Source organism: Halomonas sp. AOP5-B2-8, assembly GCF_052376475.1.
Lineage (GTDB): Bacteria > Pseudomonadota > Gammaproteobacteria > Pseudomonadales > Halomonadaceae > Vreelandella > Vreelandella casei.
Genome location: NZ_JBQSVS010000003.1, coordinates 44,693 through 60,053 on the forward strand (window position 1 = coordinate 44,693; position 15,361 = coordinate 60,053).

The following is a 15,361-nucleotide window of genomic DNA, read 5'->3' on the forward strand; positions in this document are numbered from 1 at the left end:
TGTCACTCCGGGCTGTCTGTAGTAGGCGAAGACGCGGTATGAGCATGTTGTGCGGCTCGACCACGTGGCCCGTGAAAATAGTCTTGCACCCATTCATCGTCCGTTTGCGCTACTTTATCGATGGTATCTACCACCAGCACACGTTTTTGCGACAGCACGGCAACTCGATCACAGACGGCGTACAGTGTATCCAAGTCATGGGTAACCAAAAACACACTGAAACCTAACGCATTGCGAAGTGTTACCAGCAGTTGATCGAACGAGGCAGCGCCGATGGGGTCAAGCCCGGCCGTCGGTTCATCGAGAAATAAAATGTCGGGATCAAGTGCTAAGGCACGGGCTAGGGCGGCACGCTTTATCATGCCTCCTGATAGTGATTCGGGAAATTGCAGCGCTGCCTCAGGCGGTAAACCGACAAGTGAGAGCTTCACTCTGGCGAGATGCTCTGCATCTTCACGTGGTAGCTTGGCGTGTTCAATTAGCGCCAGCGCAATATTCTCTTGCAAGTTTAGTGAGCTAAAAAGCGCCCCTTGTTGAAAAAGCACGCCAAAGCGCCGCTCTATTCTACTGCGTTCTGTTTCACCAAGTTCATGAAGTGCCGTGCCAAGCACTTTGATCGTGCCCTCATTGGGTCGCCTCAATCCTACAATGCTGCGCAAAAGCACTGATTTACCGGTACCAGAACCGCCCACCACGCCGAGAATTTCTCCACGCTCAAGCGTTAAGTCCAAGTGATCATGAACAATGTGAGAGCCAAAGCGGTTGACGAGCCCAGTTACGTTAATCACCGAGCGGTCTTTGTCCTGTTTCGGTACGTCTGAGTGCATCACCAGCCCATCTCCATAAAGAATAGCGCGGCCAGTGCATCAATCAGAATCACCATGAAAATCGACTGCACTACGCTAGACGTCGTATGTGCGCCCACCGACTGGGCACTGCCGCTAACCTTAAAGCCCTCTAGGCAGCCGATAACGGCAATTACAAAGGCAAATATCGGTGCCTTGCTAAGGCCAACTAAAAAGTGCACCACGGACACATCTTTTTGCAGCGTGCTCATAAATTGCGTCAGCGAAATATCCAGTGACAGTGTCGCTACCATGGCACCACCGGCTAAGCCGCTGAGCATACCCACAAACGCCAATATTGGTAGGCTGATTAACATGGCCATCACTCGGGGAATCACCAAAAGCTCAATGGGGTCTAGCCCCTGTGCTTGAAGGGCATCAATTTCCTCGTTGGATTTCATGGCGCCAATTTGGGCGGTAAAGGCGCTGGCGGTTCGTCCCGCTAAGAGTATTGCAGCAAGCAAAACGCCAAATTCACGTAAGAATGAGAACGCGACAAGATCGATGGTATAGACCGTGGCGCCAAAATCTGCCAACACGGTCGCGCCAAGAAACGCCACCACGGCACCGACCATGAAGGTTAATAACGCAACAATAGGCACGGCGTTAAGGCCGCTTTGCTGAATATGGGCAACCGTCGCCGTTAATCGCCAGCGACGTGGCCGCAACAGTAGATGACATAGCGTGGCCACCACAAGGCCAATAAACGCCAGTAGCTGGCGCTGCTGCGACCACAGCGCCACCATGTGCTGTCCAACGCTTGCAAGCGCCTGGCTGATGCGTGAATAAGAGGGGGGCTCAACGTCAAGCGGCGCGTCCATAGCTTCAGCAATACGAATGAGCAGCGCCTGCTGCTCTTTTGGCAGTTCATCTGCCCATTGCGCAACCGTGCGCGATTTCTCAATGCCGATAAGCTCAACAATCAGGGTCGCACCGGCTGTATCTAGCCGAGTAATAGCCTTTAATGAAATGTGCTCCTGTGACTTTTTACCAATCTCACTTCGAGCAATCGCTGATTTGATAGAGCGGTAATTGGCAAGCGTCCATTCGCCCTGTAGCGCCCGTGCTTGATCATCACCTGCTATCCACTCGCTTGGCATCCCCACTCCTTGGCGCTCATTATGTTAATGCGCTTCTTTAGAAGGCTATGATGCATTCAAACGAGCGTTAGTTAAAGCCTCTCGCGTTGCCTCTATCGCGCAGAGCGGGATCTAGGCGCTAGCTCTTGCTTAATGTAGGCGGCCACTTCTTTTAAGCGCGGGCCTAAGTTATTCACCAGCCGATCATGATCAAGACGCAGGCTCGAGCCGCCGCAGTTAATGGCCATTACCTCCGCGCCATCTTCTAATATTAGCGGCATAGCGACTGCGCTAATATCGCGCTGCCAATCCTGCTCGGAAAGACAAAAGCCGTATCTTTCAAAATCTTGCATGCTCTGCTGAATGCCCGCTTGATAGCGTGGCCATTCGCTGCCATACGCTTCGGCCAGTTCCTGGAGAACCTGCTGGCGACGCTCTTCTGACAGGCCACACAGCCAGGCGCGACCAATGGCGGAGGTGGCGATGGGTAGTCGGGAGCCTGTATCTAGACGAATAATAAGCGGGCCGTGGCCGTGGCAGGTTTCCAAATACACCATATCGCTTCGGTCCGCGCCGCCCAGGCTAACGTTGCAGTCGGTAGCATCGGCAAATTTTTGCAGATGTGGGCGGGCAATTTCGCGAATGCCCATATTAGCCAGAAAACGGTAGCCCAGCGCCAATACGCCGGGGCCGAGTCGATATTTCTCCAAATGAGTGTTGTGCTGAAGATAGCCCAGCTGAGTAAGCGTATAGGTTAAACGTGAAACGGTAGGGCGCGGGATATTGGTACGGTTTGAGAGTTCGGCATTGCCTAAATACTCTTCTCCAGCGCCAAAGGCGCGCAGCAGCTCTAAGCCGCGCGCAAGCGCGGTGACAAAGTTACGATCTTTTCCAGACAGTTGCAGGTCGTCGGCATCAGTGTCAAAGGGTTGCATGCAGTGTCCCAACAATAGGTGGCTTATTGTGCCCAGTATCGCATATCTATTTAGGCACATCTTTGCAGCCAGTCAGCGAAAAGCTGGCCGTTATAAAACTATCTCAGCCATCAAGGCGTTCAATGATCGTCGCGATACCTTGGCCAACGCCAATGCACATCGTCACCAGCGCATAGCGCCCGCCGTTGGCTTCTAGTTGACGCAGGGCTGTGAGCGCCAAGCGCGTGCCTGATGCGCCTAGCGGGTGGCCGATAGCAATCGCGCCGCCGTTAGCATTTAAACGTGGGTCGTCGGCGGAAAGCCCTAGCTGCTGAACGCAGCCAAGTACCTGAACGGCAAACGCCTCGTTAATTTCAATAACATCCATCTGCTTTAGGGTCAGGCCTGCGCGAGCCAGAGCTTTTTGCGAGGCAGGTACCGGCCCTAGCCCCATCACGCGTGGCGCAACGCCAGCAACGGCGCTTGATACAATCCGCGCGCGTGGGCGCAAACCTACGTTTTGGCCAGCCGCCTTGGTACCCACAATCATTGCCGCGGCGCCATCGTTCAGCCCCGAGGCATTGCCAGCCGTCACGACACCGCCTTCAAACAGAGCAGCTAGATTGCCCAGCTTGTCTGCGGTGCTTTGTGGGCGAGGGTGTTCGTCTTTATCTACCAGCAGAGGCGGTTGTTTACGACCTTGGGAAACCTCAACGCCAACGATTTCGTCATCGTAAAAACCTGCTGCCAGTGCTTGGGCATAGCGTGCCTGGGATCGGGCTGCAAAGGCATCGCTGGCGTCACGATCAATATGTAGGTCGTGGGCAATATTGTCAGCGGTTTCGGGCATGCTGTGACTGCCATACTCTTTGCCAATCCATGGATTGGGGAAGCGAGAGCCGATCACCGTGTCGTACATAGGCTGAGTGCGTGCATAGGCGGTATCCGCTTTGCCTAAAACGTAGGGCGCTCGAGACATGGACTCTACGCCGCCGGCCAGAAACAGCTCACCCTCACCTAGCCGCGCTGCGCGTGCAGCGTCCATGATGGCCGCTAAGCCACTGCCGCAAAGCCGGTTGACGGTTTGCCCCGCTACTTCGACAGGCAAACCGGCCAAGAGGCCAGCGTGGCGTGCTACGTTGCGCGAATCTTCACCGGCCTGGTTGGTGCAGCCCGCTAACACTTCTTCATAGCTCTCGGGTGCGAAAGGGTTGCGCTCCACCAGTGATTTCAATGCCAATCCCAGTAATTCGTCAGGACGAACGGTGGCTAAACTGCCGCCGTGTCGGCCAAAAGGGGTGCGTAAACCGTCATAAATATAGGCGTCTTGCATAGTGATGCTCCTTGTTTTTGATATGAGCCAACTACGCCGCGGTGAGCGACATGTTAAGCGCAGCGCGGCGGCGCAGCCACGGGCTAGGGCGATAGCGTGGGTCACCGGTGGCATCACATAGATTTGTGAGTATGGTCATAATGCGAGCAGCGCCGTAGTGGTCACCCATACGCAGCGGCCCGAAGGGGTAGCCTAAGCCCAGCTCAACAGCGCGATCGATAGTGGTCGGGGCCGCCACACCCTGCTGGGCAATGTCGGCACCCACGTTGACGATGCAGGCAATTACACGCTGAAGAACAAAGCCGTTACTGTCCTGAAGAACGCTCACAGGCGTGCCGTCGTGATTGAGTAAACTAGACGCCGCTTGAAGATAGGCAATTTGAGTTATCGGTGTGGCCATCAGGCTGCGGCGATTATTGAGCCCGGCTAGCATATCGACCGCGACGCACTGCTGGGCTTCTAGCCCCTGGCGGAGTGCACAGGTGGTGGTATCTTCACCAAACGGCGTTAGCAGGCATAGTGCTTTCGCTGTGGGCTGCGCCCCGGCTTCCAACGGCCAGCCAGCCGCGGTAACTAATTCGGTGAGCGCCGCTGCGCTTTGTGGGTCGTCCTGGCTGATCCACACAGGGCAAGGTGGCACAGACTCAATAGTGGGCTCGTCAGGCAGTTGCTGCTTGCCATCTACGTAGCGATAAAAGCCTTCGCCCGTTTTACGACCCAGTAAGCCTGCGGCCAAGCGTTGCCGCGTTAATGGCGAAGGGCGAAAGCGCGTTTCTTCGTAGTACTGATGGTATATCGATTCCATCACTGCATGGGAGACGTCTAGTCCAGTGAGATCAAGCAGCGTAAACGGGCCCATCCGGAAGCCGCCCTGGTCGACCATAATACGGTCAATGGTCGCCGGGTCTGTGACGGTTTCACCAAGAATTCGCAGCGCTTCGGTGCCGAAGGCGCGGCCGGCATGGTTTACCAGAAACCCCGGCGTATCGGTTGTTTGGGCCGTGAAGTGGCCCATGGCTTTACCTAAGGCATTGACTCTTTTGGTCACGTCTTCGCCCGTGCGCAGGCCTGGGATGACCTCGGCAATTTTCATCAGCGGAACGGGGTTGAAAAAGTGAAAGCCGATGACCCGCTCGGGTTGCTGGCAGGTCGCGGCAATGGCCGTTACCGATAGCGATGAGGTGTTAGTCGCTAACACTGTCTGCAGGCTAACGATTGCTTCTAAATCGCGAAACAGCCCCTGTTTGGCTTCCAGTTTTTCGACAATAGCCTCGACGACAATATCGCAGGGGGCGAGATCGGCAAGTTCATGTGCTTCAATCAATCGCTCACTGTATTGCTGTGCTTGATCGGTGCTGATGCGCTGCTTTTCAGTGTTTCGCTGCCATAGGCCGTTGATAAATGCGTTGGCTTCTTTTACCGCCCCTTCTTTAACGTCGAATAGCATGACTTGAAGACCCGCCTGGGCCGCCAACTGAGCAATGCCACGGCCCATGGCGCCGGTGCCCACAATGCCAAGCGTGGTGAAGGGGGATACTATTGGTTCGCCAGACATACGCCAAATCCTCTCTGCCATTAGGTGCTTATTTTGCGATCAATCGTGCTTTTGTTTTGCATTGCAAAATAGTGTTTCAATTATTGACTGCTATCCTAGGCTATGCAAAAGTGCCTGACAAGCAATGTGGACACTAGTTTTGCATAGCGAAACTATTTGATTGTACATCTAATATCAGCATTAACGTCTAACGATAAAAAGCCATCTTTTGCCTCCTGGAGCCGTCATGATCCGCGATCCCGAATTGATTAATCAGCTTGTTGATACCATCGCTCGCTTTGTCCGTGAACGCCTAATTCCTAATGAAGCGCGGCTAGCTGAAGAGGACGCGGTTCCCGCAGAGATTCTAGCTGAAATGAAAGAAATGGGGCTTTTCGGGCTGTCTATTCCTGAAGAGTACGGCGGCCTGGGCCTGACGATGGAAGAAGAAGCCCTGGTGGCAATGGAAATTGGTAAAACGTCGCCAGCATTTCGTTCGGTGTTTGGTACCAATAACGGTATTGGTGCTCAAGGTATTTTGATTGATGGCACTGAAGAGCAAAAAGCCAAATACGTACCGCGCTTAGCCACCGGTGAAATTCTAAGTTCCTTCTGCCTGACCGAGCCCGACTCAGGCTCTGATGCTGCGAGCCTGCGTACCACCGCCGTGCGCGATGGCGATGACTATATTTTGAATGGTACCAAGCGCTACATAACAAACGGCCCAGAGGCCGATTTGTTTACGGTAATGGCGCGTACCGACCCTAATAATAAAGGCGCTGGCGGGATTTCTGCCTTTATTGTTGAAGGCGATACCCCAGGGTTAGTGCGCGGGCCTGCGGATAATAAGATGGGTCAAAAAGGCGCTCACACTTGCGATATTATTTTTGATAACTGCCGCGTGCCTGCTGACAATATTATTGGTGGAAAAGAGGGGCAGGGTTTTAAAACAGCGATGAAGGTACTCGACCGCGGTCGGCTGCATATTTCAGCAGTCTGCGTCGGTGTGGCTGATCGCTTAGTGGAAGAGTCACTGCGTTACACCATGGAGCGCAAACAGTTTGGCGCGGCGCTGTCCGAGCATCAGCTCATCCAAGCGATGCTGGCAGACAGCAAAACGGAAGCCTACGCAGGCAAGGCCATGGTAATGGACGCGGCAAGGCGCAAGGATGACGGTGAAAACGTCTCTACGCTGGCCTCTTGCTGTAAGCTGTTCTGTGCTGAAATGGTAGGTCGTGTTGCCGACCGCGCGGTGCAGGTTCATGGCGGCGCGGGCTATATGTCTGAGTATGCGGTGGAGCGTTTCTATCGCGATGTGCGGTTATTTCGTATTTATGAAGGCACGACGCAAATTCAGCAGCTGGTGATCGCTCGTAATATGGTGCGGGAGGCGTCCTAATGGCTTTGTCGGTTTCCTATCAAGCGCCAGATGAGGCCATTTTTGGACGTCTTGCTAGCGAGTTAATTGCAGAGCTTCCTGAGCGACTCAGTACCCGTGTGCTTGAAAATGCACGGCTTTTTGGCGATCAGCCTGCGATTGTGGATGGTCACGTCCGCTGGAATTATGCAGAGCTTGGCCAAGAGATCAACGCCGCCTGTGACTGGCTAACAGCGATGGGCATTCGCCCTGGCGATCGTATTATGACGGTGAGTGAAAACTGCCGGGCCCTCGTGGTACTGCTGCTGGCTGCCAGTGAGTTGAATGTATGGGTCGCCATCGTCAATTCGCGCCTTTCGGCCCAGGAGGTCGATCTTATTCAGGGCAACTGCCAGCCGCGGCGAGTTTTTTATACCTGTGATGCTTCGCCAGAGGCTTGCCAACACGCCGATCGACATGGTGCGGATCGCTATCAGCATCCTCAACTGGGCGGGCTGGCCATCTCATCGCTATATGAAAGCGAGCCAGAGCCGGTCAGCGCGAGCGGTGCCGAACAGGTGGCTGCAATGATTTACACTTCGGGCACCACCGGCACGCCCAAAGGAGTCATGCTGACGCATCGCGGGATACTTTATATCGCGTCGATTTCCGGTGGCATGCGCCATCTAAGCCACGGGCAGCGCGTGTACGGCGTGCTGCCGATTTCTCACGTTTTCGGTCTTGCCTCGGTGTGTATGGGGTCGCTGTACAACGGAGCCTGCCTCTACACCGTGCCGCGTTTTGATGCCGCTCAGCTGCTAATAGCGCTTAAGCAGGAGCGCATTACCGTTCTTCAAGGCGTGCCGGCGATGTATTCCCGCGCGCTAGAGTTTTTAAAGCGTGAACAGCGCCCGCTAGACGCTCCCGCGTTGATTTACATCTCCGCCGGTGGCTCTCCTCTGGATAGCGATACCAAAAAGCGTGTGGAAGCGGTCTTTGGTCAGACGCTGCACAATGGCTACGGCTTAACCGAAGCGAGCCCGACGATTAGCCAAACGCGTATAGATGATAGCCACGCCACTAGCACCGTTGGCCGCGTACTGCCTTTACTTGAGTATCGTCTTGAGCCGCTTAGCGACAGCGGTACGGCCGAGCAGCCCGACGATGAGGTCGGCGAGCTATGGGTTCGTGGCCCCAATGTTATGAAAGGTTACTTCCGTCAGCCAGAAGCGACTCGCGTCACGCTCAGCGATGACGGCTGGCTGAATACGGGTGATATTGCTCGGCTAGACCATGACAATCAGCTGTATATTGTAGGGCGTAGCAAAGAGCTGATTATTCGTTCGGGGTTTAATATTTACCCCCCGGACGTAGAAGCGGTTATTAACGAACATCCTGCGGTTACCCTAACGGCCGTCGTGGGACGCCAAATCGCAGGCAATGAAGAAGTGGTGGCGTTCGTGCAGTGCGAGCCAGGCGTTGAGGTTGACATGGCAGAACTCAAAGCCTTCATCGCCGAACGGCTGGCGCCCTATAAGCGTCCCACTCAAATCGTGTTAATGGATGCTTTGCCTTCCACCGCGAGCGGCAAAATTCTGAAAGGTCGACTACGCGATTTAGCACAGCAGGAGAGCGACTCATGAGTGATTCGCACTGCGATAACACGCCTCAACAGGCGCTAATGGGCTATCACGAACTGCTGGGTATGCACGTGGTGGAGTGGCAGTTGGGACGCGTCGTGGTTGAGCTCATCATTGAACCTAAACATCTTAACCGCAGTGGCAATGTTCACGGCGGCGTGTTGGCCTCAATGTTAGACAGCGCCTTAAGCCTGGCAGGTTTGCATTGCGACGTGCCGGGCAATATTCGCCGTGGCATGACGCTTTCCCTGACCACCACCTTCGTAGGGCCTGCTAAGCAGGGCGTGCTGCGGGCAACGGGAATGCTGCGCGGAGGCGGGCAGAAAACCTATATGAGCAGCGGTGATATCGTTGATGCTGCCGGGAACCTAGTGGCGATGGGTGAGGGGTCATTTCGTCGCCGTAGCGGCAGCGAATCGCCGCAGGGCCTGCCTGACGATACACCGCAAGCTCAGACCAACGTGCCCGTAGAGTGAGCAAAGCCCGCCTGCGGGTGTCTTATTTGCTGGTGGTGACTCTCGCGACGCTGCTCCATTTGGTGATCGGAAGCCTTTTTTGGCAAGCCGTTGGCATTGCCGCGCTGCTGCTGTATTTGTCGACACTTGCTGGCCAGCTGACGCGCATGGCAAAGGGGCTATTGTTAGCCGCGGGCGTGCTCACAGCGTTAGCATTTTGGCGTTCATCCACGCCTGGTCAATTACTGTTTGAAGCCAGCGGTCGTTTTGCATTTTTCGCAACCTTCGTAGTGGCGTTAAGCATGCTGCGGCTGCCTGCCTATCGTTCACGCTTGGTGCGCCGGTGCGGCAAGAGCATGCTGCTTCAGCCGCCTAGTCGGCGCTATCCGATTTTATCGCTTGGCTCAGCGCTATTTGGCATTATTCTTAATATCGGCGTGCTCAATCTGTTCGCCGCCATGATTGAAAAGAGCAATACGCTGAGTGCGGCCCAGGGGCGTGTTTGGGTGCAAGAGGCCCGTCAACGGCGCATGATGTTGGCGCTGCTGCGAGGATTTTCACTGGCCCCGCTGATTTCTCCTATGGGTATCGGCGTGGCCGTGGTGCTATCGAGTCTGCCCGAGCTTAGCTGGCTGGCGCTGGCGCCGTATATATTGGGCGCGGCGGTGCTCATTTTCCTAGTGGGATGGGCGGTTGATTTTTTGACCGGGCCGCATCCTCCGGCTAATCGAGATCAAGTGTCTACGCCATCGTTGCGCCCGTTGGCCCAGTTTAGCGTGTTGCTGATGGGTATCGTGGCGCTGGTATTTACGATTGCATGGCTGTTAGCACTGCGCCTGCCGATTGCGGCGCTATTAGGTGCGCCCACCGGCGCATTGCTTTGGCTTGCCTGGCAGCGGCGAAAGCTGGGGTACGCGGGGCTGCCTGCCGCGCTTAGCGCTGTACATCGTCAGTTGCCCTGGCTGCTGTCACCCAGTGCTAATGAGATTGTGGTGCTGGGGGCTGCGGGCTATTTAGGGCATCTATGTGTTGGTCTAGTCGATACCCAGCAATTGGCGCCGCTGCTGGTGGTGCTGAACCAGTGGGGAGCATTTAACGCGGTGCTGGGTATGCTAATGGTGGTCGGGCTTGCCCAGGTAGGCGTTAATCCTATCGTAACAGTGACGTTATTGGTCGGCCTGCTGCCAACCTTAGGCATTGAAGGGCTAACGCCTGCATTAATTGGCGCATCGTTAATGGTGGGCTGGGCGCTGGCGCTAATGTCCTCGCCGATGACGGCCTCTATGCTCATCTTGTCGAGGTTTACGGGCGTGCCCGCGACGCAGATAGGCTATCGCTGGAATGGGCGGTTTTTGGTAGCCTCGATTCCTTTGCTGGCAGCGTGGTTTGCCTGGTCTCCTTTTTGAGCAGGCGGGTTAACTAGCACTACTCTAACTAGCAGTACTCTGTGAGTAGCGCTTGACCTTTGCTGACCAATTTTTTATTGTTTGTTCTATAAATTGGAATAACATTCCGCAGTGCGGAATTTGATAATTTATTAATCGCTCGGAGCATCTCGTATGAAAGTACTCGTCGCGGTTAAACGCGTCATCGACTACAACGTCAAAATTCGCGTTAAAGCGGATCATTCAGACGTTGATCTGACGAATGTCAAAATGGCCATGAACCCCTTCTGCGAAATTGCCGTGGAAGAAGCGGTGCGTCTTAAAGAGAAGGGCGTGGCCACGGAAGTGATCGCCGTTTCTGTCGGCCCTAAGGCCGCGCAAGAGCAGTTGCGTACCGCGCTGGCGCTGGGCGCCGATCGCGCTATTCATATTGAAACCGATGAGCGCGTGGAATCCCTGGCGGTAGCCAAGCTGCTGGCCAAGGTCGTCGAGGAAGAGCAGCCCGGCCTAGTGATTCTCGGCAAGCAGGCGATTGACACCGACAATAACCAAACCGGCCAAATGCTCGCCGCGCTGACCGGCTTGCCCCAAGGCACGTTTGCCTCTGAAGTGGCGGTCGACGGCGACAGCGTTAACGTCACCCGCGAAATCGACGGGGGTCTGCAAACCATCGCCCTGACGTTGCCCGCGATTGTGACCACCGACCTGCGCCTCAACGAGCCCCGCTACGCCAAGCTGCCCGACATCATGAAGGCCAAGAAAAAGCCGTTGGATGTTAAAACCCCCGCCGACTACGGCATTGAGGTGGCCTCCAAGGTCAGCCTGCTCAAAGTGGAATCGCCGCCTGAGCGCAAAGGCGGCGTCAAAGTTGCCTCGGTAGACGAGCTGGTCGACAAACTAAAAAACGAAGCCAAAGTACTTTAATAAACCAAGGTACTTTAATAGGAGCTGACTTTATGAGCATTTTGGTACTTGCCGACCTGCATGAAGGTCAACTGGCTGGCGCCACCGCCCACGTTGTGGCAGCCGCGAAAGAGATGGGTGGCGATATTGATGTTCTGGTTGTCGGCGAAGGCGTACAAGCCGCCGCTGAGGCTGCCGCTAAGCTGGATGGCGTGAGCAAAGTGCGCGTAGCCGACAATGCCATCTACGCCCATCAGCTAGCCGAGCCCATGGGCACGCTGCTGGTTGAGCTGGCCGGTGATTACACCCACATCCTCGCCAGCGCCTCCACTACCGGCAAAAACGTGCTGCCCCGTTTAGCGGCATTGAAGGACGTCAGCCAGCTTTCTGACATTATCGCCGTCGAAAGCGCTGACACCTTCAAGCGCCCGATTTATGCCGGTAACGCCATTGCCACGGTAAAAAGCGATGACGCGCTTAAAGTGATGACCGTGCGCACCACCGGCTTTGATGCCGTGGGCGAAGGTAACAATGCTCCTGTAGAAGCGGTCGATACGGTGGTTGAAAACAGCCAGTCGCGCTTTGTCAAAGAAGAACTGGCGACGTCCGATCGCCCCGAGCTAGGCGGCGCCAAGGTGGTGATCTCCGGTGGTCGCGGCATGGGCAACGGCGAGAACTTCAAGCTGCTCGACGGCATTGCTGACAAGCTGGGCGCGGCCATTGGCGCATCTCGCGCCGCGGTAGACGCAGGCTTTGTGCCTAACGACATGCAGGTTGGGCAAACGGGCAAGATCGTCGCCCCAGACTTGTACATCGCGGTGGGTATTTCTGGCGCTATTCAGCACTTGGCGGGCATGAAAGACTCTAAGGTGATCGTCGCGATCAACAAAGACGACGAAGCGCCGATCTTCCAAGTGGCCGATTACGGCCTGGTCGGTGATCTGTTTGAGATCCTGCCTGAGCTTGAGAGTAAGCTGTAAGCGTTTGAGTAATACATCAGGGCCCCGATGCGGGGCCTTTTTGCTATTGATACTCCTGAAAATAATAACCAGTGAGCCGTTCCATGCTATCGCGTCTAACCGCTTCGTTAATTCTGCCGGTCATCGGCTCCCCGATGTTTATCGTTTCAGGGCCAGAGCTGGTCATTGCTCAGTGCCAGGCAGGTATTGTCGGCGCGTTCCCTGCGCTCAATGCGCGCCCAGCCGACGTACTCCGAGAGTGGTTGAGTCATATTACGCAGAGCTTAGCTGACTATGACAAGCAGCATCCGGAAAGCCCGTCGGCGCCGTTTGCCGTTAATCAAATCGTCCATCCCACTAATGATCGTCTGGAGCACGACATAGCGCTATGCGCCGAGTTTAAGGTGCCGCTGGTTATTACTAGTCTTCATGCGCCTAATCGAGTAGTTGAACAGGTGCATGCGTACGGCGGCCTGGTTTTCCACGATGTGACTACCCTGCGACACGCTCAAAAAGCCATTGAGGCCGGTGTCGACGGCCTGATTTTGGTATGCCACGGCGCTGGCGGCCATGCAGGGCGACTCAATCCTTTTGCCTTTGTCGCTGAAGTGCGTCGTTTTTACGACGGGCCGCTGGTGCTCGCAGGCGCGATCACTAAAGGCGAGCAGATTGTAGCTGCTCAGGCGCTAGGCGTGGACTTGGTGTATATGGGGACCCGCTTTATTGCCACTCAAGAAGCCAACGCGCAAGCGGCTTATAAGCAAATGGTGCTCGATGCTGCGGCAGGAGACATCGTCTATACCAACCTGTTTACCGGCGTGCACGGTAACTATTTACGCGCCAGTATTGAGCTGGCAGGCCTTGATCCCGATACGCTGCCAGAGGGCGATAAAGCCGCAATGCGCTACGGCTCTGACGGTAGCAGTAAGGCAAAGGCATGGCGGGATATTTGGGGCGCAGGGCAGGGCGTGGGCGCGATTACGTCGCTTCGCAGCGTAGCTGAAGAAGTCGCCACGCTGCGCCATGATTACCAGAAAGCGCTAGATCATTTGCGGCGGCTTTGACGAAATGCTGCCACCCGGGCCTGAAAATCGTCAGAGGCTTTGCATTGATCCTGCAGTTCACCTTCAAGGATCATGGTGTCATTAAGCGAACGCTGCGCCGCTTCGCGCAGTGCGCGCTTAGTGGCACTTAAAGCTTGGGGAGATTGCGCCACTAGCATCTGCGCTAAGCTACGCGCTTCTTCGTGTACCTGGTCATCGTCGCTTATCCGGTTAGCCAGACCCAGCGCCAGGCAGCGCTCAGCAGAAATGGGTGTGGCAAGGGCGGCCATTTCAAACGCCTGGGCATGGCCAAGCGTACGCACTAAATGCCAGCAGGCGCCACCGTCAGGAATCAATCCTATGTTGATAAAAGCAAGTTTCAGGTAGGCGGAACGTCCCATAACGACCATGTCGCTGGCGAGAACATAGGAAACGCCAATGCCCGCCGCGGCGCCCGTGACTGCTGCAATCACCGGTTTATCCATCGTCATCAGGCAGCGCAGGGCGGGCAGAAAGAGTGTTTCAAGCCGTTCGCTGGCTGGCTGCGAGGCTGCCTTTTCAAACTCTGCTAGGTCAGCACCGGCGCAAAAAGAACTTCCTTCGCCGCGTAAAATCACGCAGCGAATTTGATCATCCTTCGCTACCGCTGCCAGCGCGTTATTAAGGGCCAGAGCGGTGGGTTCATTTAACGCATTGCGCACTTCTGGACGCGCAATGGTGACTTCTACAACGCCATTTTCGATAGTGCTGATATGAATTAAGTCGTCAGTTTGATTTGGCATCTATGCTCCTTAAGCGACCTCTAAACGTTCGCTGACCGTTTCTAGATGGTAGTCGCTGTCACCCAGGTAGTGGTCGAACATGACCAGATGCTTGGCGTAGTTGGAGACATAGCACTCATCCGTCATACCCATGGCACCGTGAAGCTGAATGGCCTGCTCGGCAATAAAACGAGCTGACTCGCCGCAATATGCCTTGGCCGCCGCGATTTTATAATCGCGCTCGTGGGGAGGTAACGTCAGGCTAGTCGCTGCCAAAATAGCCATCGAGCGAGACTGCTCTAAGTGCAGATGCATATCCACCATACGATGTTGCAACGCTTGGAAGGCTGCTAGCGGTAAGCCAAACTGCTTTCGTTCTTTAATATAGTCCAGCGTCTGATCGCAGGCTGTTTCCATGGCACCGATAGCCTCGGCACACAGCGCCGCTCGGCCAATAGCCAACACCTCGGAAAGCGCGTTACTGACGTCCTCACTCAAGCAGTTGTCTAGCGCTAGCGTAACGTTTTCCAGCGTTAAATCCCCGGCGGACTGATCATCCATGGTGTGGTAGTGATGCATCGTGCTACCGGCAGTGCCAGCGGGGACTATGAATAGCCCTAGTTTACCGCTCTCGACACGTGCCGTAACCAGCGTCGCCGCCGCGGCTTTAAGGTTCATTACGACGTCCTTTCTGCCCGTTAATAGCCACTGGCCGTTACGTTGGATCGCCTGAGTAGAAACGGCAAAGGCATCGTAACGAGCATGATGCTCTTGCCAGGCAAGCGCTAGCTGATGTTCACCTTCTAGCAGCGGTGTTAACCAGCGCTGCTGCTGCGTGCTGCTCGCAGTAAGCGCTAGGAGCTTACCGGGGAGCAGCAGGCCTGCGAGATAAGGCTCGGGTACCAGCCCGCGGCCCAGCGCCTGCATGATAATCATCAGATCGGTGCCATCGCCGCCTAGTCCGCCAACGTCTTCGCTAAAGGGCATGTGAAGAATGCCCAGTTCAGCAAACGTACGCCATAGCGCGGATGTCTCTGTACCGGCTGCATTAAGCAACGTGCGGCGCTGCTCGGGTGAAACCTGGTCGGCGACTAGGCGCGTGAGCGTCTCTTCGAGCATGCGCTGTTCATCGGTTAAAGCAAAATCCATGCTG

14 protein-coding genes are annotated in these 15,361 nt (G+C 55.4%); 7 read left to right on the top strand and 7 right to left on the bottom strand.

The genetic code is table 11. The annotated features are described in order from the left end of the window. Nucleotides 1-2 precede the first annotated feature (2 nt). The 5 genes from ACT3RP_RS07765 to ACT3RP_RS07785 all read right to left on the bottom strand — a co-directional run bounded on the left by ACT3RP_RS07765 (nt 3) and on the right by ACT3RP_RS07785 (nt 5,726). Entirely contained in the window at nt 3-827 is an 825-nt protein-coding gene (locus tag ACT3RP_RS07765) for an ABC transporter ATP-binding protein (RefSeq protein ID WP_444625886.1), read from the bottom strand. Further along, the gene (locus tag ACT3RP_RS07770) at nt 827-1,945 is read right to left on the bottom strand and encodes an MlaE family ABC transporter permease (RefSeq protein WP_444625885.1); all 1,119 of its coding nucleotides are present in this window, start codon (nt 1,943-1,945) and stop codon (nt 827-829) included. The genes ACT3RP_RS07765 and ACT3RP_RS07770 overlap by 1 nt, the downstream gene beginning before the upstream one ends. Nucleotides 1,946-2,037: 92 nt before the next feature. Further along, a complete protein-coding gene (locus ACT3RP_RS07775; protein WP_444625884.1) occupies nt 2,038-2,859 on the bottom strand; it encodes an IclR family transcriptional regulator in 822 nt (273 codons plus the stop codon). Nucleotides 2,860-2,962: 103 nt separating this feature from the next. Beyond that, the gene (locus tag ACT3RP_RS07780; protein WP_444672603.1) at nt 2,963-4,171 is read right to left on the bottom strand and encodes a 3-oxoadipyl-CoA thiolase; all 1,209 of its coding nucleotides are present in this window, start codon (nt 4,169-4,171) and stop codon (nt 2,963-2,965) included. A gap of 31 nt (nt 4,172-4,202) precedes the next feature. Further along, entirely contained in the window at nt 4,203-5,726 is a 1,524-nt protein-coding gene (locus tag ACT3RP_RS07785; protein ID WP_483393574.1) for a 3-hydroxyacyl-CoA dehydrogenase, read from the bottom strand. Nucleotides 5,727-5,952: 226 nt separating this feature from the next. On the opposite strand from ACT3RP_RS07785, the gene ACT3RP_RS07790 reads away from it, so the two are divergent. The 7 genes from ACT3RP_RS07790 (at nt 5,953) to ACT3RP_RS07820 (ending at nt 13,468) form a co-directional block, all read left to right on the top strand. Then, nucleotides 5,953-7,104 (top strand): acyl-CoA dehydrogenase family protein, encoded by a 1,152-nt coding sequence (locus tag ACT3RP_RS07790; RefSeq protein ID WP_096279900.1) that lies wholly within the window; start codon nt 5,953-5,955, stop codon nt 7,102-7,104. After that, complete coding sequence (locus ACT3RP_RS07795) at nt 7,104-8,705, top strand: class I adenylate-forming enzyme family protein (RefSeq protein WP_444625881.1); 1,602 nt, start codon at nt 7,104-7,106, stop codon at nt 8,703-8,705. The genes ACT3RP_RS07790 and ACT3RP_RS07795 overlap by 1 nt, the downstream gene beginning before the upstream one ends. Then, the gene (locus ACT3RP_RS07800; protein WP_483393575.1) at nt 8,702-9,178 is read left to right on the top strand and encodes a PaaI family thioesterase; all 477 of its coding nucleotides are present in this window, start codon (nt 8,702-8,704) and stop codon (nt 9,176-9,178) included. The genes ACT3RP_RS07795 and ACT3RP_RS07800 overlap by 4 nt, the downstream gene beginning before the upstream one ends. Further along, nucleotides 9,175-10,563, top strand: coding sequence for a hypothetical protein (locus tag ACT3RP_RS07805; protein ID WP_096279906.1), 1,389 nt, complete (start codon nt 9,175-9,177; stop codon nt 10,561-10,563). Before ACT3RP_RS07800 ends, ACT3RP_RS07805 begins: the two co-directional genes overlap by 4 nt. A 153-nt stretch (nt 10,564-10,716) precedes the next feature. Continuing rightward, on the top strand, nt 10,717-11,466 hold the full coding sequence (locus ACT3RP_RS07810) for an electron transfer flavoprotein subunit beta/FixA family protein (protein ID WP_483393576.1): 750 nt from the start codon (nt 10,717-10,719) through the stop codon (nt 11,464-11,466). Between the two features lie 32 nt (nt 11,467-11,498). Continuing rightward, on the top strand, nt 11,499-12,425 hold the full coding sequence (locus tag ACT3RP_RS07815) for an electron transfer flavoprotein subunit alpha/FixB family protein (RefSeq protein ID WP_483393577.1): 927 nt from the start codon (nt 11,499-11,501) through the stop codon (nt 12,423-12,425). Between the two features lie 83 nt (nt 12,426-12,508). Next, nucleotides 12,509-13,468, top strand: a complete 960-nt coding sequence (locus tag ACT3RP_RS07820; RefSeq protein WP_483393578.1) for an NAD(P)H-dependent flavin oxidoreductase — start codon at nt 12,509-12,511, stop codon at nt 13,466-13,468. Here ACT3RP_RS07820 and ACT3RP_RS07825 read toward each other — a convergent pair. Beyond that, entirely contained in the window at nt 13,450-14,229 is a 780-nt protein-coding gene (locus tag ACT3RP_RS07825; RefSeq protein WP_483393579.1) for an enoyl-CoA hydratase/isomerase family protein, read from the bottom strand. The two genes, ACT3RP_RS07820 and ACT3RP_RS07825, sit on opposite strands and share 19 nt — an antisense overlap. Before the next feature lie 9 nt (nt 14,230-14,238). After that, a complete protein-coding gene (locus ACT3RP_RS07830) occupies nt 14,239-15,357 on the bottom strand; it encodes an acyl-CoA dehydrogenase family protein (RefSeq protein ID WP_483393580.1) in 1,119 nt (372 codons plus the stop codon). Nucleotides 15,358-15,361 lie beyond the last annotated feature (4 nt).

Bases quoted from the DNA above. Each gene is read 5' to 3' on its own strand.
- ACT3RP_RS07765 (WP_444625886.1), bottom strand. From the start codon at position 827: ATGCACTCAGACGTACCGAAACAGGACAAAGACCGCTCGGTGATTAAC.
- ACT3RP_RS07770 (WP_444625885.1), bottom strand. From the start codon at position 1,945: ATGCCAAGCGAGTGGATAGCAGGTGATGATCAAGCACGGGCGCTACAG.
- ACT3RP_RS07775 (WP_444625884.1), bottom strand. From the start codon at position 2,859: ATGCAACCCTTTGACACTGATGCCGACGACCTGCAACTGTCTGGAAAA.
- ACT3RP_RS07780 (WP_444672603.1), bottom strand. From the start codon at position 4,171: ATGCAAGACGCCTATATTTATGACGGTTTACGCACCCCTTTTGGCCGA.
- ACT3RP_RS07785 (WP_483393574.1), bottom strand. From the start codon at position 5,726: ATGTCTGGCGAACCAATAGTATCCCCCTTCACCACGCTTGGCATTGTG.
- ACT3RP_RS07790 (WP_096279900.1), top strand. From the start codon at position 5,953: ATGATCCGCGATCCCGAATTGATTAATCAGCTTGTTGATACCATCGCT.
- ACT3RP_RS07795 (WP_444625881.1), top strand. From the start codon at position 7,104: ATGGCTTTGTCGGTTTCCTATCAAGCGCCAGATGAGGCCATTTTTGGA.
- ACT3RP_RS07800 (WP_483393575.1), top strand. From the start codon at position 8,702: ATGAGTGATTCGCACTGCGATAACACGCCTCAACAGGCGCTAATGGGC.
- ACT3RP_RS07810 (WP_483393576.1), top strand. From the start codon at position 10,717: ATGAAAGTACTCGTCGCGGTTAAACGCGTCATCGACTACAACGTCAAA.
- ACT3RP_RS07815 (WP_483393577.1), top strand. From the start codon at position 11,499: ATGAGCATTTTGGTACTTGCCGACCTGCATGAAGGTCAACTGGCTGGC.
- ACT3RP_RS07820 (WP_483393578.1), top strand. From the start codon at position 12,509: ATGCTATCGCGTCTAACCGCTTCGTTAATTCTGCCGGTCATCGGCTCC.
- ACT3RP_RS07825 (WP_483393579.1), bottom strand. From the start codon at position 14,229: ATGCCAAATCAAACTGACGACTTAATTCATATCAGCACTATCGAAAAT.
- ACT3RP_RS07830 (WP_483393580.1), bottom strand. From the start codon at position 15,357: ATGGATTTTGCTTTAACCGATGAACAGCGCATGCTCGAAGAGACGCTC.